This is a genomic window from Paenibacillus filicis, from assembly GCF_038070315.1.
GTDB lineage: Bacteria > Bacillota > Bacilli > Paenibacillales > NBRC-103111 > Paenibacillus_G > Paenibacillus_G filicis.
This window is the reverse complement of the sequence record NZ_JBBPCC010000001.1, coordinates 644,943-663,525: the sequence shown is the minus strand read 5'-3', so window position 1 is coordinate 663,525 and position 18,583 is coordinate 644,943. Positions and strand designations below refer to the sequence as shown.

The following is an 18,583-nucleotide window of genomic DNA, read 5'->3' as shown; positions in this document are numbered from 1 at the left end:
TAGCTTACTCAAGACTGTCCTAACCTTCGGGTTAGGACAGTTTTTTATTGTTTCGGGATTGAGCGTCCGAGCTGGAAGAGAAGTGCCCAAAAAAACCTGGCCCAAATCGGCCAGGTTTTTCATTTTTCTTCCTAGCGGGCAACCGACAGGGCAGGTTTGCGTGCATAGCTGCTGTAGGAGCCTAGCTGTTGCCAGGCTCCTGTGTAGGCTCCGTTACAAAAACTTCCGCTGATGCTTTTTCCCGTCGTAGCTGAACAGTACGGGCTTATCCTCGATCCGGGTCTCCAGGTGAGCCGGCTTACCCCATAGCTGATAGATGTAGGGGAGCGTCCGCTCGACGTATTTCAGGTCCAGCTCTGTTCCTTCGTACACATGCTGCGTATACAGCTCTCCCGTCCGGTTATAGTCTCCATCGACGACCACGATGTAAGGAAAGCCGCCGTTGACGCGTGAATAGACGAGCTGGTCGCGGATATTCTCCCATGACTTATCAGTGATTTTCCACTCAGGCCCTTTCTTCTCAAAGACGTATAGATCCAGTTCGTCGCAAAGCTGTTTATTCATATAATTCCGCAGGAAGGACTGGTCGGAGTCGAGCTCACGGACCTCGAACATCTTCTCCCGTCCGCGACCAGGCTCCCGTCCGAACCGTTCGCGCTCTTCCTGGGTAGGTTTATCCCAGCGCTTCTCGATATCCTCGAATATTTTGAGGCCCAGATAGTACGGATTCAGCGTATGCCGCGAAGGGACGACGACAGAGGAGTTCAGCTTGGCGTATTCGATCGTTTCGTCCTCGGTGAGATCGAGCTCGCGCAGGATACGCTGATGCCAATACGAAGCCCAGCCTTCGTTCATGATCTTCGTCTCGAGCTGCGGCCAGAAATACAGCATCTCATCGCGCAGCATCGTCAATATATCCCGCTGCCATTCCTTCAGATACGGAGCATATTCCTCGATGAACAGCAGCAGATCCTTCTCGGGGCTGGGGGGGAAGCGGGTTTCCTTCTCGGCGGCCTCAGAGCTGTCGTCCGCATTCTTTACTTTGTCCAGATCCCATAAATCCTCGTAGCCGAAGGTTCGTTCGGTGCGCTCCGAGCTGGAGGTACGTGCATGGACATGGCGTTCTTTGCCCTGGCGATAAGGCTTGGAGATGACCGGATCCACATGCTCCTGGATCGTAAGGACGGCGTCGATAAACTGCTCGACTTCCTGGGCGCCGAATTCCGTCTCGTATTGGCGAATACGCTCCGCAGTGGCGGACATGCTCTCGACCATATTGCGGTTGGTCTTGGAGAAGCGCGCGTTATTCTTGAAGAAATCGCAGTGGGCGAGCACGTGGGCGACGATCAGCTTGTTCTGGATCAGGGAGTTGCCGTCGAGCAGAAAGGCATAGCACGGATCGGAGTTGATCACGAGCTCATAAATTTTGCTAAGGCCGAAGTCATATTGCATCTTCATCCGGTGAAAGTTTTTGCCGAAGGACCAGTGGCTGTACCGGGTCGGCATGCCGTAAGCCCCGAAGGTGTAGATAATATCGGCGGGGCAGATTTCGTAGCGCATCGGATAGAAGTCGAGACCGAAGCCGGTGGCGACCTCGGTAATCTCATCAATCGCATATTCGAGCTTGCTCATATCATCTGGGGTCATCGGGCCAGGCCTCCTTCGGCTTGCTTGGGGAAAAAGGTCCGCAATGCTTTATAGACCTCGCCCTTCTCGCGGATGACGTAATGGACGAACTTCGGATCACTCAGATTGCGGAAAGCGGACATCAGGGTGCTGCTGCGGTTGTATTGGTTAACCTCCCCGTAGCCGAACAGGTTGCTGCGCTTGATGAGGTCGCCAATCAGCTTGACGCAGCGCTCGTTGTCTGAGGTCAGATTGTCGCCGTCTGAGAAGTGAAACGGATATATATTGTACCGCGAAGGGGGATATTTCCGGTCAATCAGGTCGACGGCGAGCTGGTAGGCCGACGAGCAGATCGTGCCCCCGCTCTCGCCCTTCGTGAAAAACTCCTCCTCGGTCACGATCTTCGCTTCGGTATGATGGGCGATGAAGATGATGTCCACGTGCTCGTATTTCGTCCGCAGGAAGCGGGTCATCCAGAAGAAGAAGCTGCGGGCGATATATTTCTCGAACGACCCCATGCTGCCGGATGTATCCATCATCGCGAGAATCAAGGCATTGGACTGGGGAGTGACAATCTCCTCCCAGGTACGGAAGCGCAGGTCATCGGGGCTGATGCCATGGATGCCCGGATCGCCTTCTCGCGAGTTGCGGCGCAGGTTTTCAAGGATCGTCCGCTTCTTGTCGATGTTGGACATGATGCCTTTCTTCCGCACGTCGTTGAAAATAATTTCCTTGCTCATCACGTTGTCTTTTTCCTTCTGCTCCAGATTAGGCAGCTCCAGCTCCTCGAAGAGCATGGACTGCAGCTCCTCCATCTGCACTTCGGCATCGTAGTAATCTTCGCCGGGCTGATCGCCTGCGCCTTCGCCCTTGCCGGGACCGGCTGAGGCTTGAGGGTCGACTCCGAGCACATCGCCTACCTGGCTGTCGCCATCCCCTTGACCCACATGCTTGCTCTTGTTGAAGTTGTAGCGAAGACGGTATTCATCGAGGCTGCGAATCGGCACCTTGACGATTTGCCGGCCATCGGACATGACGATGCTCTCATCGGTGATCAGGTCGGGCAGATTTTGCTTGATGGCTTCGCGCACCTTTTGCTGGTGCCGCGTTTGATCCTGATAGCCCTTGCGGTGCAGCGACCAATCCTCGCGGGATACGGTAAATAATGGTTTCATCTAGCGGGACACCTCCTGGCGGTTTTGCGCAGCGCGGCGGCTTTGACGGCTTGGAGACGGATAGCGGGCGTGTGGGGCTGAGGCTGTGTTCCGCTTCACCGTTCTTGTCCTGTGCGCTTATAGAGTCAGAAAAAGAGTGCTTGTTACTAAATATATTCAAGCGGGACGGGGATATGTGAGCAGGATAGATGCCTATTTTTGAGCCGGAGGGGCAGAGAGGCAAGGTGATAGGGAGGGCGAGGTGAGGAGATGACCTTCGAGAAGCTGGCGGCAGAGCGCATTCGAATAAGGGAATACACACCAAACAAACAGCCATCCCGATGGGGATGGCTGCTTTTCGATACGAATGAATGTAAGGATAGGGAGTTAAAACACCTGATTGCCGTCATACGTCGCGATCGCTTTGTACAGGTCTGGACGGCGGTCACGGAAGATTCCCCATTCGATGCGCTGAACTTCCAGCTGATCGAGATCGAACTCGGCGACCAGCACCGTTTCCTCGGTGCGTCCGGCTTCGACGATCTTGTTGCCCTGAGGCCCGGCGATGAAGGAGGAGCCGTAGAAGTCGATGCTGGAATCCTCATCTTCCTCCCGGCCGATCCGGTTGGACGCGATAACCGGCATCAGGTTGGAGGCAGCATGGCCGCGCATGCACATCTGCCAGTGATCCTTGGAGTCGATGGAGCCGTCTTGTGGCTCGGAACCGATGGCCGTCGGATAGAACAGCAGCTCGGCGCCCATCAGCGCCATGCAGCGTGCCGCTTCCGGGTACCACTGGTCCCAGCATACGCCGACGCCGATCTTCGCATAGCGGGTCTTCCATACCTTGAACCCGGTGTCGCCCGGGTTGAAGTAGAACTTCTCCTCATAGCCGGGACCGTCCGGAATATGGCTTTTGCGGTACAGGCCGAGCACTTCGCCGTCGGCGTCGATCACAGCCAGCGAGTTATAGCGGGCGTAGTTTTTCTTCTCATAGAAGCTGATCGGCAGGACGACCTGCAGTTCCTTGGCGATGGCGCGGAAGTGATTGACCGCCTTGTTGTTCTCCAGCTCGGTAGCGTAATGATAGTAGTCCGATTTTTCCTTCTGACAGAAATACGGCGTCTCGAACAGCTCCTGGATCAGGATGATCTGGGCGCCTTGGGCTGCCGCATCGCGCACGAGCGCTTCTGCCTTGCGGATATTTTCCTCAATATTCGTCGAGCAGCTCATTTGTGTCGCTGCGACCTTCACTTGTCTCATTGAAAATCACCTCATAGTGGAGAATGGGCTGACGGGAGCTTAACCTCTCGTGCCAGCCGGCATTTGCTGGGTCGTGCAGTGGACGTTGCCGCCCTCCTTGATAATGGACATGCCGTTGATCGTGCGGATTCGGCGGTCCGGGAACGTCTCGCTAAGCACGCGGATCGCTTCCCGGTCTGTTGCTTCGGCCGTGCCGCCGAAGACAGGCAGGATGATGCCGCCGTTTACGAAGTAAAAGTTCAGATAGCTCAAGGTCAGACGCTGTTCTTCGAAGAAAGTCTTCGGCGGCTGTTCGATCTCGATAATCTCGAACGAACGGCCCTTCGCATCGGTCGTCTGGCGCAGAATGCTCAGATTCTCTTGCGTGATCGCATAGTTCTCATCCGCGGGATCGTTACACACCTGCAGGATAATGCGTCCCGGAGCGGCGAAACAGGCGATATTGTCCACATGCCCGTCGGTCTCGTCGCCGTCCAGCCCGCGCTTCAGCCAGATGATTGTATCCACATTGACGAAGTTTTTCACATGCTCTTCGATCTGCTCCCGGCTCAGCTCAGGGTTGCGGTTCGTATTCAGCAGGCATTCCTCTGTCGTGAGCAGCGTGCCTTCTCCATCGACGTGTATGGAGCCGCCCTCCATCACGAGCGGAGCGTCGAGGCGCTTGACTCCGTAGTGCTCCAGCACTTGAGGAGCCACTGCATCATCGAGGTCCCACGGCGAATATTTGCCACCCCAGGCGTTGAACTTCCAGTTCACAGCGGCGAGCTGCTGCTGACCGTTCAACAGGAAGGTCGGTCCGTTATCACGGAACCAGGCATCATTATGCTCGATGACCAGGAAGTCGACGTTGGACGCGGTAATTTTCGCTTTTACCTGCTCGGCATCCGCCGGGTTGACGATGACGGTAACGGGCTCGAACTCCGCAATGGCATGAACCAGATCGGCATACCCCTGCGTGACGGTCAGGTGATCCTCGGGATACACCATGGAAGCTTGAACCGGCCATGAAATGAAGGTGCGCTCATGGGTCGTCCATTCGGCAGGCATTGTATAGTGTAATTCTTTAGCATTCATCTCATCCAACTCGCTTATCCTTGAATTTGTCCGGTATGCGTCTTGCAGACGGCACCATCTTTCATCATATACCAAAAGAGGCGAAGGCTCAATGTAAGAAACATGAAGGTTTCAATAAAACATGCGGGTAGAAGAAAAGGCAGAAGACGTTAGTTTTCAGTGCTATATACATTTTAATGTTAGGTTTACTTACATTTTTTTATCTAAGTCACAGGATATAACAGTATTTCTAGCGATAAAATAAAACTGTTGTAATATAATCTAACATATAGTAGAGTTCTATTCGTAGTACATACAGAATCTATAACAAAAAGGTGGAGGAATGAAACTATGATGTTAGCTTTTCGTGGCATGTCGATGAAACGCACCCTGGTTTATGCACTGATCCTATCTCTCGTGAGCGCCATGATGGCTCTGTTCACAGGGCTTAACTCGGCCAAAGCCGCAGATCCGGCTATTCCTATTCCCCCGCTGACCGAGGAATTCAAGCAATCGCCGCTTCCCAATGTGATTGTGGTGGCAACCGGCGGTACGCTGGCGGGCAAAGCTGCCGATCAGACCAGCTTCCAAAACTATAGAGCAGGCACCTACCTGATGGCCGATCTGGTCAGTCAACTGCCGGACAAGCAGAAGATTGCCGATGTCTCGACCTATCAGTTTGGGAATAAAGGTTCGGGCGGCTACACGCTTGCCGATCTGTACGATCTTGCGCTTTCCGTAGACGCGGCGCTTGAGATCTATGACGGAGCTGTCGTCACGACAGGCACCGACACAATGGAAGAGATCGCCTATTTTCTCGATCTGACCGTGCGCAGCGAGAAGCCGGTGGTCGTCACCGGCGCGATGCGTCCATGGGATGTGATCGGAACAGACGGTCCGGCGAACCTGTACAACGCGATCAAGCTGGCCGGCAGCGGCAAAACGACTTCCTTCGGTACGGTGCTGATGCTGAATGACGTGATTCACGCAGCCCGTGAAGTGACGAAGTCCAACTCCCATCGTATGGATACGTTCGAAACTCCGATGCTCGGCGCGCTGGGCTATATCGATGAGAAAAACATTCGCATCTACCGCGCTCCGGGCCGGGCCCTGAAGGCAGGACAGCCAGACTGGGCGACCCCGTTCGACCTGAAGACGATTGCCAAAACCCAGCTGCCTCCGGTCGAGATCGCTTATGCTTATCAGGATGCAGGCGCTGGCGCTATCAACGGATTTGTTGCCGAAGGAGCCAAGGGTATCGTGACCGCGGGAACCGGAGCGGGCGGATTGTCTTCCAAGATGGGCACAGCCCGTTCTGAGGCGATCAAGAAGGGCGTCATCTTCGTCACGACGACGAGAACGGGCTCGGGTACGATGTACGGCGGAAGCAATGGCATCATCGCCGGGGATAACCTGAATGCCCAGCACGCCCGGATCATGCTGACACTGTCGATGGCCTTCTCGAGCGACTTCAATACGATTAAAAACTGGTTCGCAACTTATGGCACGCAGGATGTAGGTCCGCTGTGAGCCTGACAGGCAGGAGGGGAAAGTCATGACTTACATTCAAAACCATTCCGCGTCTACAAGGCGATATGTACCGCTGCTCCTGCTAACCTTGATCGCTGCGGCGTCCACGATCTTCTCGTCTCCTTCCGCAGTGAAGGCGGAGCAATTGTCTGCCAAGCCTCCGGTGGCCTCGATTCCGCTGCCGGAGCTGACGGAGGATTTCAAGCAATCCCCGCTGCCGAATGTCATCGTCATCGGCACCGGCGGAACGCTGGCCGGCAAGGCAGCGGATGCGACGAGCTTCCAGAATTATAGAGCGGGCACATTCCCGATCGCCGATCTGGTCGGCCAACTGCCGAACAAGTCCAAGATCGCCGATGTGGCCAGCGCCCAATTCGGCAATAAAGGGTCCGGCGCTTACACGCTGGCAGACCTGTACGATCTCTCGCAAACGGTCGATGCTGCGCTCGCGCAATATGACGGCGCCGTCGTTACCACGGGGACCGATACGATGGAGGAAATTGCTTACTTCCTCGATTTGACGGTACGCAGCGAAAAGCCGGTCGTCGTCACGGGGGCTATGCGTCCATGGGACGTGATCGGCACCGACGCTCCGGCGAATCTGTACAATGCGATCAAGCTCGCTGGCAGCGGCAAGACGAAATCGTACGGCACGGTCATCATGCTGAACGACGTCATCCAGGCAGCACGCGACGTGACCAAGAGCAACTCCCACCGGATGGATACGTTCAACACGCCGATGCTGGGAGCGCTGGGCTACATCGATGAAAGCAATATCCGGATGTACCGGCTGACGAACCGTGCACTCAAAGCGGGAAGTCCCGAGTGGGCGACGCCGTTCGATCTGACCACGATCACCAAGGATAAAATTCCTCCGGTTGAGATCGCCTATGCTTATCAGGATGCCGGAGGCGGCGCCATCACCCAGTTCGTCCAGGACGGCGTGAAGGGCATCGTAACATCGGGTACCGGTGCAGGCGGCCTATCGTCCAAGATGAGCGCGGCCCGCAGCAAAGCGATTCAGCAGGGCGTGATCTTCGTCACGACGACGAGAACAGGGTCAGGCACGATGTATGGCAGCAGCAACGGCATCATTGCCGGAGACAGCCTGAATGCCCCGCATGCGCGCATCCTGCTGGCCGTATCCATGGCGTTCTCGTCGGACTTCCAGACGATTAAGGGATATTTCGAGACTGTAGGCAATCAGGATATTACGATGAAGCCTGTTCCGGCGGAGGACAAGGAAGCGCCGGTCTGGCCGCCGGGCATCAAGCTGATTGCGTCCGATGTCTCACAGACAGCTGTCACGCTGGCATGGCCGGCTGCTCAGGACAATGTGGGCGTCAGCAAATACCGTGTGTACGAAGCCGGCAGCAATCTGCCGCTCGCTACTGTCAGCACCTCGGTTTACGCTTCGACGGGTTCCAAGGGAAAGGTCCAGACGAGCGTCTATGGCAGTGTGTACGAGAATGTATACGCCCAGCGGATAACGGGATTGAACCCGGGAACGCTTTATACGTTCTCTGTGAAGGCCGTTGATGAAGCGGGCAACGAGAGCACGGCTCTGACGCAGGGCGTCACGACCTTGTCGTCCAATACGGATGAGGGCTCCTCGAACGGCGGTTCCGGCAGCGGCTCCGGCCCTGTGACAGCACCTGTTCAAGAGAAGAAGGAGTTGACGCTGCCTGCCGGTGAAGGCGGTACGATAGACTTCAAGAATGTCACGATCAAGATTCCGGCAGGAGCGGCCGGACAAGAGCTTAAGCTGTCCGTGCAGCAGGTAGAGGATGTCTCGGGACTGGTGACGAAGGAGCAGGTGCTGCTCAGCCCGGTGTTCGAGCTTCTGAAAAACTTCAGCGGCAGCTTCGATAAGCCGGTGAGCGTCACCTTGCCGTTCGAGGCTGGCAAGCTGAAGCCGGGTCAAGTACCGGCCGTCTTCTACTTCGATGAAGCGAAGAAGGCTTGGACGCTGGTCGGCATCGGAACGGTATCCGGTGGCCGTATTACCGTCGAAGTGGACCACTTCACGAAATTCGCTGTATTCGGGGTCGATGCACCGGTTGAGAAGCCGCTCGTCAGCTTCACGGACCTGGCCGGACACTGGTCGGAGGAAGCCGTGAAGAAGGCGGCAGCTCTGGGCATTGTGTCGGGTTATCCGGATGGCAGCTTCAAGCCTGACGGTGCCGTGACGCGCGCTGAGTTTACGCTCATGCTGATGACGGCGCTGGGTCCTGAAGCTAATGCTCCTGCAACGAAATTCGCCGATCAGAATGAGATCGGCACATGGGCCGCACAGGCCATAGCGCAGGCGGTTCAGCAAGGTGCGATCCAAGGCTACGAGGACGGTACCTTCCGTCCAGGCGCCCGGATCAACCGGGCCGAGATGGCGGTGATGATCGCCGGAGCGAAGGGGCTTAAGCTGCAGGGTGGCGCAGCTACCGGCTTCGCGGATGACGGCGACATCCCGGCATGGGCCAAGGGAGCGGTGGATGCGATCCGCAAGCAAGGCATTGTTGAGGGCCGCAGCGGCGGCGAGTTTGCTCCAGCCGCGTCCGCTACCCGCGGAGAAGCGGCAACGATCATACTCAAGCTGCTGCCTGGCAGCCGATAATCAAACAAGCAGTCCGGTGTCATGAGCCGGCTGCTTGCAGTCAAGTGAGAGCGGCGTGCTCCCCGTCACAGACGGGGGCACGCCGTTTGCTGTTGCCGGGCTGTCTGCCTCTGACAGCCTTCTTCCTCCGCAAGCATTGCAAAAGCGCCGGACGTTCACTATGATTAATGGCATCGGTTAATAAAGCGCTTGCAAGAAGCTGTCCGTGATGACGGCAGATGCTGAATGACAGACCAAGCCGTCTTACAGGTATAGGAGGTTTGCGCATGAGACTAAGTATTACCGGCAGGAGCATGCTCATCTATGGCTTCGTATGGCTGATGATTATTTCGCTCACCTTCGTGTTCTCCTACTGGGGAACCGTCGGTCGTCTGGACCGGCAGCTCAAGGAAACCAATATGGCGCTGCTCAAGCAGATTGACCAGAAGATCGAGATGGCCTTCCAGCAGACGGAGAAGGATCTGCTTCAACTGACCAATGAGCTGGAATTCGTTTATTTCATGAACAACAGCTACAAGGACGATGCCCAGCGCTACGCGAACTTCTATGCGCTGAACGCCAAGCTGACCAAGTTTATGAATAAAAACTTGCAGTTCTCTTCGATTTTTGTGTACTCGGATATAACCGGTGACATCTTGACGGAGAAAACCTTTATGAAGAAGGACATGTCGGAGAATCAGTGGCTGACAGGCTATCTGAACATGCCGAATTATTTTCAGTGGCTGACCACGCACCGCATCTGGGATGGGGAGGCGCACGGCGATGTGATCACGCTAGTCCGCTCTTATCCCGCACTGAGCGCCCCCGGCTACCGCACGGGTCTGCTGGCCGTCAACATGAAGGAGGAAGTCCTCTACCAGATGATACAGGGCATCTATGCGGAGGGCGTTCAGGGACAAACCTTCATTCTCGACGAGAAGGGAGAGGTCGTCACGCATGATGATAAAAGCAAGCTGTATAGCAATATGAAAGCGCTCCCCTTCGTTCAGCGTATTTTGTCCGGGAAGGACGGAGGTGCGTTCGGTACGGAGCTGGATGGCGTGAAGCAGACTGTATTCTACAAGCCCTCGGGCTATACCGGCTGGACGATCGTGAGCGTGGTGCCCGAGAGTCAAGTGTACAAGCCGCTGACGGTGATGAGAAACCTGCTGATCGCGTTCGCGCTAGGGATGTTCGTGCTCGCCTGCGCGGTGTTGTTCTATGTGAACCGGTGGGCCTTCAAGCCGGTAGACCGGCTGATCAGCAAGCTCTCCGGCGCTTACAAGCCGGTGCAATCCGGGCTGACTGCGTTAGCGGCGGCCAAGCAGGCTCCCAGGGGTGTATCCTATCTGGAGAATGTTTTCGATCAGATGTTCCTGGATCGCGAGCAGCTGGAGAAGCAGGTACGCGATGCGAAGCCCATGCTGAAGTGGCGGACCGTGATGGATATGTTGGTCGGGTACCGGAGCGAGTACACGATGGTGAAGCATCATCTCGAATTTATCGGAGTACGGCTGTATCCCGAGCGGTTTGTGGTAGGTACGGCGGAGATTGGCAAAGAGGGCGGCATTGATCCGAAGGACGAAACCCTTTACAGCTACGCGTTGTGTAATGTGGCTGAAGAAATGATCAATATGGAGCATGCCGGCGTCGGTATCGATCTGGGCGGAGGTCGCGCCGTGATTCTGTTCAGCTTTGCCGAAGGCGATGAGGAGCAAAACCATCTGCGGGCTGCGGAGCTGATGGAGCATGTGCTGGCCGTGATGCACAAGCAGATTGGGCTGACTGTAACAGCTGGCATCGGACGGTGCTACCATGATATGAAGGATATTCCGCTTTCCTATGACGAATCGCAGCAGGCACTCAGGTACAAGATGGTGAGCGGCCACCATGCCGTCATTTCCATCGAGGATGTTCAAGTGGCGAGCCATCAGCATTACTATCGGCTTTCCCAGATGATGGACCGTATTCAGGAAGCTTTGAAGCAAGCGGAGGGCGGGCGGATGCAGGAGCTTGTGAACGAAGCGTTCCATCTTGCAGTGCGGGATAACCTCTCGCCCGATCTGATCCGGCAATTTGCTTTTGAGCTCGTGATGAGGTCCGTACAGACTGTCGAATCCATCGGCGTCCAGACGGAGGAGGCTCTGAGCGGTATGGGCAATGTCCATGAGCGCATCCAGCAGTGCGAGAACTGGAGGGATGCACATCGTCTGGTGCTGTCGGTGCTTGAGGGCTTCGCAGGAAGCATCGAGCAGCGGCGGAGACTCCGGGGGAAAAACGATACGATCGAGAAGGTGTTGGTTTATATTCAGACGCATTACCGGGACAGCAGCCTGTCGCTGGACCGGCTGGCCGGTGAGTTTGGCCTTAGTCCGCCGTATATCAGCAAGCTGTTCAAGGAGTACACGGAGGGCAATTTCATCGATTACTTGATCGAGATCCGGCTTCAAGCCGCTCAAGAGCTGCTCCGAGACAAGCAGATCAAGGTCGGCGACATCTCCGATGCCGTGGGCTATGCCAACAGCCGCAGCTTCCTGCGGGCTTTCAAGAAATATACGGGACTGACGCCGACGGAATTCCGCGAGCGGATGGTGCACGAAGAGAAGTCCGAGCAGGCTACCTGACCAGGCGAGGCTCCTTTCTGGGAAAGGGGCCTCTTTGGCATGCGCCAATAATAGGTCTAGTCATGGATTTGCCGCTATCGATTTCAAAAAAAGACACGGGTCTTAAGAAATGTGACCATGGCGGGAATAAAAAAATGAACCCATGCTGGAAAGCGTCTGTAGGCAAGGGGGAGCGCCAGCCCCTACGATGGAAGCATCCACCGCGACAAAAGCGAAACCGCCAAATGTGAAAGGATGAAAGAGATGAGAGAGTCCCGTTCAGTCCCGGGGGAGGCCGCAACCGTAGGCGGCCAAAGAATGCCCTCTGCCGCTCCGGTACGCCGAGGGCGCCTATGGAAGAGAATGAAGCAGGACAAGTCGCTGTATGCCATGCTGATTCCGGTCGTGGCCTTCTATCTAATATTCAAGTACGCACCGATGGCCGGGGAAATCATCGCCTTCAAAAATTATCGGTTCATTGATGGCATTCTCGGCAGCCCGTGGGTGGGGTTCAAGCATTTCCGGCTGCTGTTCGAGAGTTCGGATTTCTGGCGGGTGCTGCGCAACACGCTGCTGCTGAACGTGTACAGCCTGGTCTTTGGATTTCCCGTTCCGATCCTGCTGGCGCTGCTTCTGAATGAAGTACGGCGGGAGGCCTACAAGAGGCTGGTGCAGAATCTGCTCTACATTCCCCACTTCATCTCCTGGGTCGTGCTGGGCGGCATTCTGATCGCGCTGCTCTCGCCCAGCACCGGTGTGGTCAACCTGCTGCTCGTCAACCTATTTGGGTTGGAGCCGATCTACTTCATGGCCAGCTCCGGCTGGTGGCCGGTCGCCTACACGCTGTCCTCCATCTGGAGAGAGGCGGGCTGGGGGACGATTCTGTACCTGGCAGCGATGGCCTCTATCGATTCCCAGCTCTATGAAGCGGCCAAGATCGATGGGGCGAATAAGCTGCGCCAGATCTGGCATGTCACGATTCCAGGCATCCGCAGCACAATTGCCATCCTGCTTATCCTGCGGATGGGCAGCATGATGGATGTAGGGCTGGAGCAGACGCTCGCCCTGCAGAATGACTCCGTCCTCGATGTGGCGGATGTGATCAGCACCTATGTGTACCGCATCGGGTTGCAAAACATGAATTACAGCTACACGACGGCTCTAGGACTGTTTCAATCGCTGATCGGCCTGATTCTGGTCGTCGGCGTGAACCGGCTGATCCGTTCGTTTGGCGAGAGGGGGTTATGGTAGGATGCGGACGGCTTCAGCAAGAACGCCCTGGTGGGCATGGGCAGGCTCCTCGGTGAACTATGTATTCCTGGGCGTCCTGTCTTTGATAACGCTATATCCCTTCTGGTACGAGATTGCCGCCTCCTTCAGCAGCAGCCGGGCCATCACGGCGGGGGAGGTGTTTCTCTGGCCCGTGGAGTTCAATGTGGAGGCTTACCGGAGGCTGTTCCAGGACGGACAATTGCTCAAAGCCATGGGTAATACCGTCATCGTCACGGGAATCGGCACCGCGCTCAATATGGTGATGACCGTACTGGCCGCTTATCCGTTGTCCCGGAGAAGGCTGTATGGACGCGGGGCTCTGCTGATGTTCATCACCTTCACGATGATCTTTGTCTCCGGGCTGATTCCCAACTTTATCCTGATCAAATCGCTGGGTTTGATGGATTCGTACCTCGCGCTCTGGCTGCCCGGATTGATCAGCACCTACAACATGTTCGTCATGAAGACCTTCATGGAGGGACTGCCCGATGAGATCGAGGAATCCGCTTCGATAGACGGAGCGGGCAACTGGAGAATTTTGGCGCAGATCATTATGCCTCTGTGCAAGCCGATTCTGGCTGCGCTGTCCTTGTTCTATGCGGTGAGCTGGTGGAACTCGTACTTCAACGTCATGCTGTTCATTACGAAATCCGATCTGCAGACCTTGATGCTCAAGCTGTATCAGATGATCAAGCAGGTCGATCAGAGCCTGCTGGACAGCGGTGCCGGCAGTGAGGGCGCCGTTCAGGTCACCTTAACGCCGGAAGGCATCAAGGCAGCCGCGGTTGTCATTGCGATCACGCCTATTCTGTGCGTGTACCCGTTTCTCCAGAAGCATTTTGTCAAAGGCGTATTGATCGGCTCGGTCAAAGGCTGATATCATCGGGAAGACTAAGCTCTGCCCTTGATATAGAATACATCATTTATTCAAAGTAAAAGGGGATGAAGCAATTGGTTAAGTCGGGTAAGGCCATGAAATCGCTATTCGTCACCGGCTTGTCGGCATCGCTGCTGGCAGCCTGCACCGCTAATCCGCAAGAGCCTTCGTCGCAAGCATCGGCAGGCTCCGCCGCCGGACCGAAAAAAGAAATTAGCATCTCGATTTTCGACCGCGGGCAGGTTGCTGCGGAGGAAGGCAGCTATGAAAGCAACCGCTGGACCAAGTGGATCAACGAGAACTCCCCGGCTCTCGTCAAGTGGGTACCCGTCCCCCGCAATGAAGCGCAGACCAAGCTCAATACGCTCGTCGCCTCCGGCACGGCCCCGGACCTGATCTGGGAATTCGACCGGAACTATATTGCCCAGCTCGCCAATCAAGGGGCTATCCAGCCGATCGATACGTATATCGAGAAGTACAGCACCACGTACAAAAACTATCTCAAGGAGCATCCGGAGCTGAAATCTTACCTGACGATGGAGGGTAAGATGTATGCGGTTTCAAGTGTGCGCGGCATGGATGCCGTGGCGAATCATGCCATGTGGATCCGGCAGGACTGGCTCGACAAGCTGGGGCTCAAAGCGCCGACGACGATAGAGGAGCTGCTGGAGGTCGCACGGAAATTCAGGGACGGAGATCCCGATGGCAACGGCAAGGCCGATACGGTGCCGATCGCCTTCCATGGCAATTCGGTCGCTATCATCCGGGCGTTGTTCTTCACGAGCGAGAACCAGTGGTACGTGGAGGACGGCAAGCTGCAATTCAGCAGAACGATGGACCGCTTTGGAGATTCTCTGGCTTTCCAGAAGCAGCTGTTTGATGAGGGCTTGATCGATAAGGAATACATCACGGATAAGAACTTCCAGCGCTCCCGCCAGTTCTGGACCACGGGAAAATCAGGCATCTACATGGGGTCCTGGAACATGGAGAACGATTATCGCGATCTGATGAAAAATGTGCCGGGGGCTCAGATGGTTCCGCTGGAGCCGGTAGCTTCCAAGTATGGCAAGAACGGCCTGTACCAGGAAACCCCGCCGAGTATTCTGACGGCCTTCAACAGCAGAATGAAGGAAGATAAGATCGAGGCGTCCATTCACTTCCTTGACTGGGTGCTGGAGAAGGGCTGGAAGCCACTGAAATTAGGCGAAGAGAATACGCATTACAAGCTTGTGAACGAAGTCCCTCAGACGATAGACAGCGACAAGTTCCGCAAGGAAGTCAGCTATGCGGGTGAGTATGCGGTGATGAACCAGTACATGCCGAAGCCGGAATGGTTTCCTGTGATGGCCGCATCCGACGATATCTCGCAAGCCTACGCCAAGGAAAAATCCAAATCGCTGGAGGTAGCTCTCAAGAACAAGTATCGCCGGGATATTGCTTATAGTCCGAGTCTTCCGGAGGTCAGCCAGCTGATCGCGACCTTTGCTCCGCTGGCCCAGCAGATCGAGGCCAAAGTCATTACGGGAGGCGCTTCGATGACGGCGCAGGCAGGCATGGAGGAAATCCGCAAGGAGTGGAAGCGTCTTGGCGGAGACAATGTTGAGAAGCTGGTGAACGAGTGGTACCAGAAGAACAAGGAGCAGCTCCAATGACGCTGGATACGAAACAGATCACCGACGCCTCCACCGGTCTGACTTATAGGTCGATCGGACGCGAGGGCAGCCATACGACGCATCATTACTTCACGGCCATGACCTGGCGTCCGGATAGCAGCCGCTTGATCCTGAGCACGGACGTCTCCCTGGATGCGATGTTATGCAGCTTTGTCTCCTACGACCTGACGAGCGGAGAGAGCGTGCTGCTGGAGGAAAATGCGAGCTGGGGAGGCGGAGTCGTTTCCTTGGATGATAGGCTGTATTACCTGAAGAATGGCGGGATCAGAGGGATTGATCTCACAACGCAAGAAACCGTGCTGACGATACCAGCAGGAGATGATAGAGTGTACGGCGGGCCGCTGTCCATCACCAATGACGGGCGGACGCTAGGTCTGTACTGGAAGCAGGATGACCGGTGGACCATAGGCTGGGCGGACGTGCGGACGGGCGAGGTGCATGCTACCCTCACGCCCGGCTTTACCGCTCCCTACGAGGTAGCCAATCATGCGATGGTCAACCCGGAGCATCCGCATCTGATTTTCTATGCGCATGAAGGCCGCACGCAGGATATCCCGGACCGGATCTGGCTGGCCGATACGTCCGTTCTGGGCGGCAATCCGAGGAATCTGTACGATCAGCGCATGTTGCAAGGCGGGGAGCTCGGCGAGTATGTCGGGCATGAAGCCTGGTCGTTCGACGGGGAACGTCTATACTTTGTCCGGTACAGCAGCAGTCCGCTTTCGCCTAAGGGTCTAGGTTATGTCAACAGGCAGGGAACGGAATCCGGGAATATCAACGGAGACTACCGACACTGGCATGCCGCTCCAAGTCCGGATGGACGATGGCTCGTATCCGATACGGAATCGGACGATCATACGAGCAAGATCGTACTGACCGAGGTGGCTACAGGCAGAGCCGAGGTGCTGTGCGAGGTGAAGCGCTGGCCGCATCATCCGGGGCATCCGCATCCGTCTTTCAGCGTGGACAGCCGCAAGATTGCGTTTATATTCGCCGATGAAGCGGACTGCCTGCGGGTAGGCTGCATCGACCTTTCATCCAGTGTACTTGGGAAGGAGCATATATCACCATGAATGTTATGAACCGCAAGGAAGGTCGTCCTGCTGACAGCCGCTGGTTTCCGCATCTGCAGCGGGTGCTGGCCTCCATGCATGACAGCTACAATCCGGACAACGGGATGCTGCGCCGGCCTTTCTCCAGCCCTGGCTATCATACGACCATCAAGCAGGCAGAGTTTGCTTATCCGATCCGGGATACGACGGACTATGCGCTGGGACTGCTGGATGAGGGAGACGCTGCATACCGGGAGCGGGCCTATGCCATCATCCGGCAAGTGATCTCGCTTCAGGATCAGAACACGGAGTCGGCGACCTACGGCATCTGGTCGTGGTTCTGGGAAGAACCGTTAGCCAAGATGTCTCCGCCGGACTGGAACTGGGCCGACTTTATCGGCAAGCGGCTGCTGCTGATTCTGATCCGCCATGGAGGAGTCATGCCCGGGGAGCTGAGAGAACTGGTGGCTGATGCGGTAAGGCATTGCTGCGAGTCCATTATCCGGCGCAACGTCGGGCCCGAATACACCAATATCGCTATTATGGGAACCTTCGTGACCTTGGTCGGGGGAGAGGTTCTGCAGGATGGACGTATCCGGAATTATGGCATCACCCGTCTGCAGCGTCTTCACGCCTATACGATGCAGTCAGGCAGCTTTCTGGAATACAACAGCCCAGCCTATGGGATTGTCTGCATCGTCGAGCTGTCGGGACTCGTGGCTCAGGTCAGCGATGAGGAGAGTCTGCAGCTTGCCGGGGATCTGCTGGAGCTGACCTGGACGATGATAGCGGAGCATTTTCACGCGGGCACGCTGGAATGGGCCGGACCGCATGCGAGATCATACGATACATTCCTTAAGGAGTCCCGGTTGTCCTTCCTGTACATGGCTTGCGAAGGAACCATCCCTTTCGTGGACGAGGAGAAGATGCATTACGAGCTGGAGTGGTACGGCAACGGCATCCGTTGTCCCGAGCGTCTGCTTCCGCTGTTGACCGAGCCAGGCACACGGGAGCTTCTGAGGGAACTGCCGCAGTCCGGGGAGTTCCGCACGAGGACTGCCTATACGTATATGACGCCGTCCTGGACGCTGGGCTCCTTCAACCACGGGATCATGTGGAACCAATGCCGGAACCTGCTCGCCTTCGCCGGAAGCTCGGGGGCGGATCACTCTTATGTCAGGCTCCGCGTGCTGCATGATGGATACGACTATTGCTCGGCTGTCTATATCGGCGAGCAGCGGGAGGGTAATGCACTGTTTGGCATCCGGTTTGCGCTAGATGGAGGCGACACGCATCCGAATCTCGATCCGGCGGACGGCCGGATCGCTGCTTCCGACCTGCGCATCCGTCTGGAGATCGGAAGCAAGCGTCAGGCTCCAGTATGCTCGGTACGGGAGGGAAGGGAGGCTTGTGTCCGATTCGAAGCGTTGGATGTGGAGATGCGTCTGCAATTCCTGCACGGGGAAGCCAGTGGTCTCGGTCCGTTCCGTCTGGAGCGAACGGAGGCGGATGGGGTGATCGGTCTGGATGTAGTCTTGTATAGCGGGGCGACCCGGGACATCGACTTTCATGAGATGGAGCGGGTTTTGTTTCTGTTTGCACTATCCTTGGGACAACCGGATGAAGGGCCTGATGCGGGCATCCGATTGGAGGGCGACGGTACCGTGACGGCCATGCTGGGAAAAGGTGAGGCCCAGCTGATTCTGCGGCAGGGAGGCAAGCCGCTCAGCCGCCATGAGCTCTTTCACGAGGCGGTGCAGACCTGAATGGTTCCGCCTAGCACTTCAGAAGGCTAACCGGGGAAAGACAACGCGCTGCCTGACCTATTGAAGAAGCTGATTGGATCATTCGCCGTCACCTTTCTGATTTTGTAATCGAAAAATCACCTCT

At 56.2% G+C, this 18,583-nt stretch carries 12 protein-coding genes; 8 read left to right on the top strand and 4 right to left on the bottom strand.

Going from position 1 to position 18,583, the window contains the following annotated elements:
• Window positions 1-213: 213 nt before the first annotated feature.
• From WMW72_RS03030 to WMW72_RS03015, 4 genes are all read right to left on the bottom strand, one after another.
• Window positions 214-1,647: a SpoVR family protein gene (locus WMW72_RS03030; RefSeq protein WP_341413920.1), complete on the bottom strand. Its 1,434-nt coding sequence runs from the start codon at window positions 1,645-1,647 to the stop codon at window positions 214-216.
• Window positions 1,644-2,801: a sporulation protein YhbH gene (yhbH, locus tag WMW72_RS03025; protein ID WP_341413919.1), complete on the bottom strand. Its 1,158-nt coding sequence runs from the start codon at window positions 2,799-2,801 to the stop codon at window positions 1,644-1,646. The genes WMW72_RS03030 and yhbH overlap by 4 nt, the downstream gene beginning before the upstream one ends.
• Before the next feature lie 366 nt (window positions 2,802-3,167).
• Window positions 3,168-4,043, bottom strand: coding sequence for an N-carbamoylputrescine amidase (aguB, locus tag WMW72_RS03020; protein WP_341413918.1), 876 nt, complete (start codon window positions 4,041-4,043; stop codon window positions 3,168-3,170).
• Window positions 4,044-4,082: 39 nt separating this feature from the next.
• Window positions 4,083-5,117, bottom strand: coding sequence for an agmatine deiminase family protein (locus WMW72_RS03015; RefSeq protein ID WP_341413917.1), 1,035 nt, complete (start codon window positions 5,115-5,117; stop codon window positions 4,083-4,085).
• Between the two features lie 330 nt (window positions 5,118-5,447).
• On the opposite strand from WMW72_RS03015, the gene WMW72_RS03010 reads away from it, so the two are divergent.
• The 8 genes from WMW72_RS03010 (at window position 5,448) to WMW72_RS02975 (ending at window position 18,459) form a co-directional block, all read left to right on the top strand.
• Window positions 5,448-6,626 carry an asparaginase domain-containing protein gene (locus WMW72_RS03010; protein WP_341413916.1) on the top strand — a complete coding sequence of 393 codons (1,179 nt, stop codon included), beginning with the start codon at window positions 5,448-5,450 and terminating at the stop codon, window positions 6,624-6,626.
• A gap of 25 nt (window positions 6,627-6,651) precedes the next feature.
• Window positions 6,652-9,237: an asparaginase domain-containing protein gene (locus tag WMW72_RS03005; protein ID WP_341413915.1), complete on the top strand. Its 2,586-nt coding sequence runs from the start codon at window positions 6,652-6,654 to the stop codon at window positions 9,235-9,237.
• 266 nt (window positions 9,238-9,503) lie between these two features.
• Window positions 9,504-11,840 (top strand): helix-turn-helix domain-containing protein, encoded by a 2,337-nt coding sequence (locus WMW72_RS03000; RefSeq protein ID WP_341413914.1) that lies wholly within the window; start codon window positions 9,504-9,506, stop codon window positions 11,838-11,840.
• A 243-nt stretch (window positions 11,841-12,083) separates the two neighbouring features.
• Window positions 12,084-13,070: an ABC transporter permease gene (locus tag WMW72_RS02995; protein ID WP_341413913.1), complete on the top strand. Its 987-nt coding sequence runs from the start codon at window positions 12,084-12,086 to the stop codon at window positions 13,068-13,070.
• 1 nt (window position 13,071) lies between these two features.
• Window positions 13,072-13,968, top strand: coding sequence for a carbohydrate ABC transporter permease (locus WMW72_RS02990; protein ID WP_341413912.1), 897 nt, complete (start codon window positions 13,072-13,074; stop codon window positions 13,966-13,968).
• 95 nt (window positions 13,969-14,063) lie between these two features.
• Window positions 14,064-15,620 (top strand): extracellular solute-binding protein, encoded by a 1,557-nt coding sequence (locus tag WMW72_RS02985; RefSeq protein ID WP_341413911.1) that lies wholly within the window; start codon window positions 14,064-14,066, stop codon window positions 15,618-15,620.
• The gene (locus WMW72_RS02980; RefSeq protein WP_341413910.1) at window positions 15,617-16,714 is read left to right on the top strand and encodes a TolB family protein; all 1,098 of its coding nucleotides are present in this window, start codon (window positions 15,617-15,619) and stop codon (window positions 16,712-16,714) included. Before WMW72_RS02985 ends, WMW72_RS02980 begins: the two co-directional genes overlap by 4 nt.
• Window positions 16,711-18,459 (top strand): hypothetical protein, encoded by a 1,749-nt coding sequence (locus WMW72_RS02975; RefSeq protein ID WP_341413909.1) that lies wholly within the window; start codon window positions 16,711-16,713, stop codon window positions 18,457-18,459. The genes WMW72_RS02980 and WMW72_RS02975 overlap by 4 nt, the downstream gene beginning before the upstream one ends.
• Window positions 18,460-18,583: the final 124 nt, after the last annotated feature.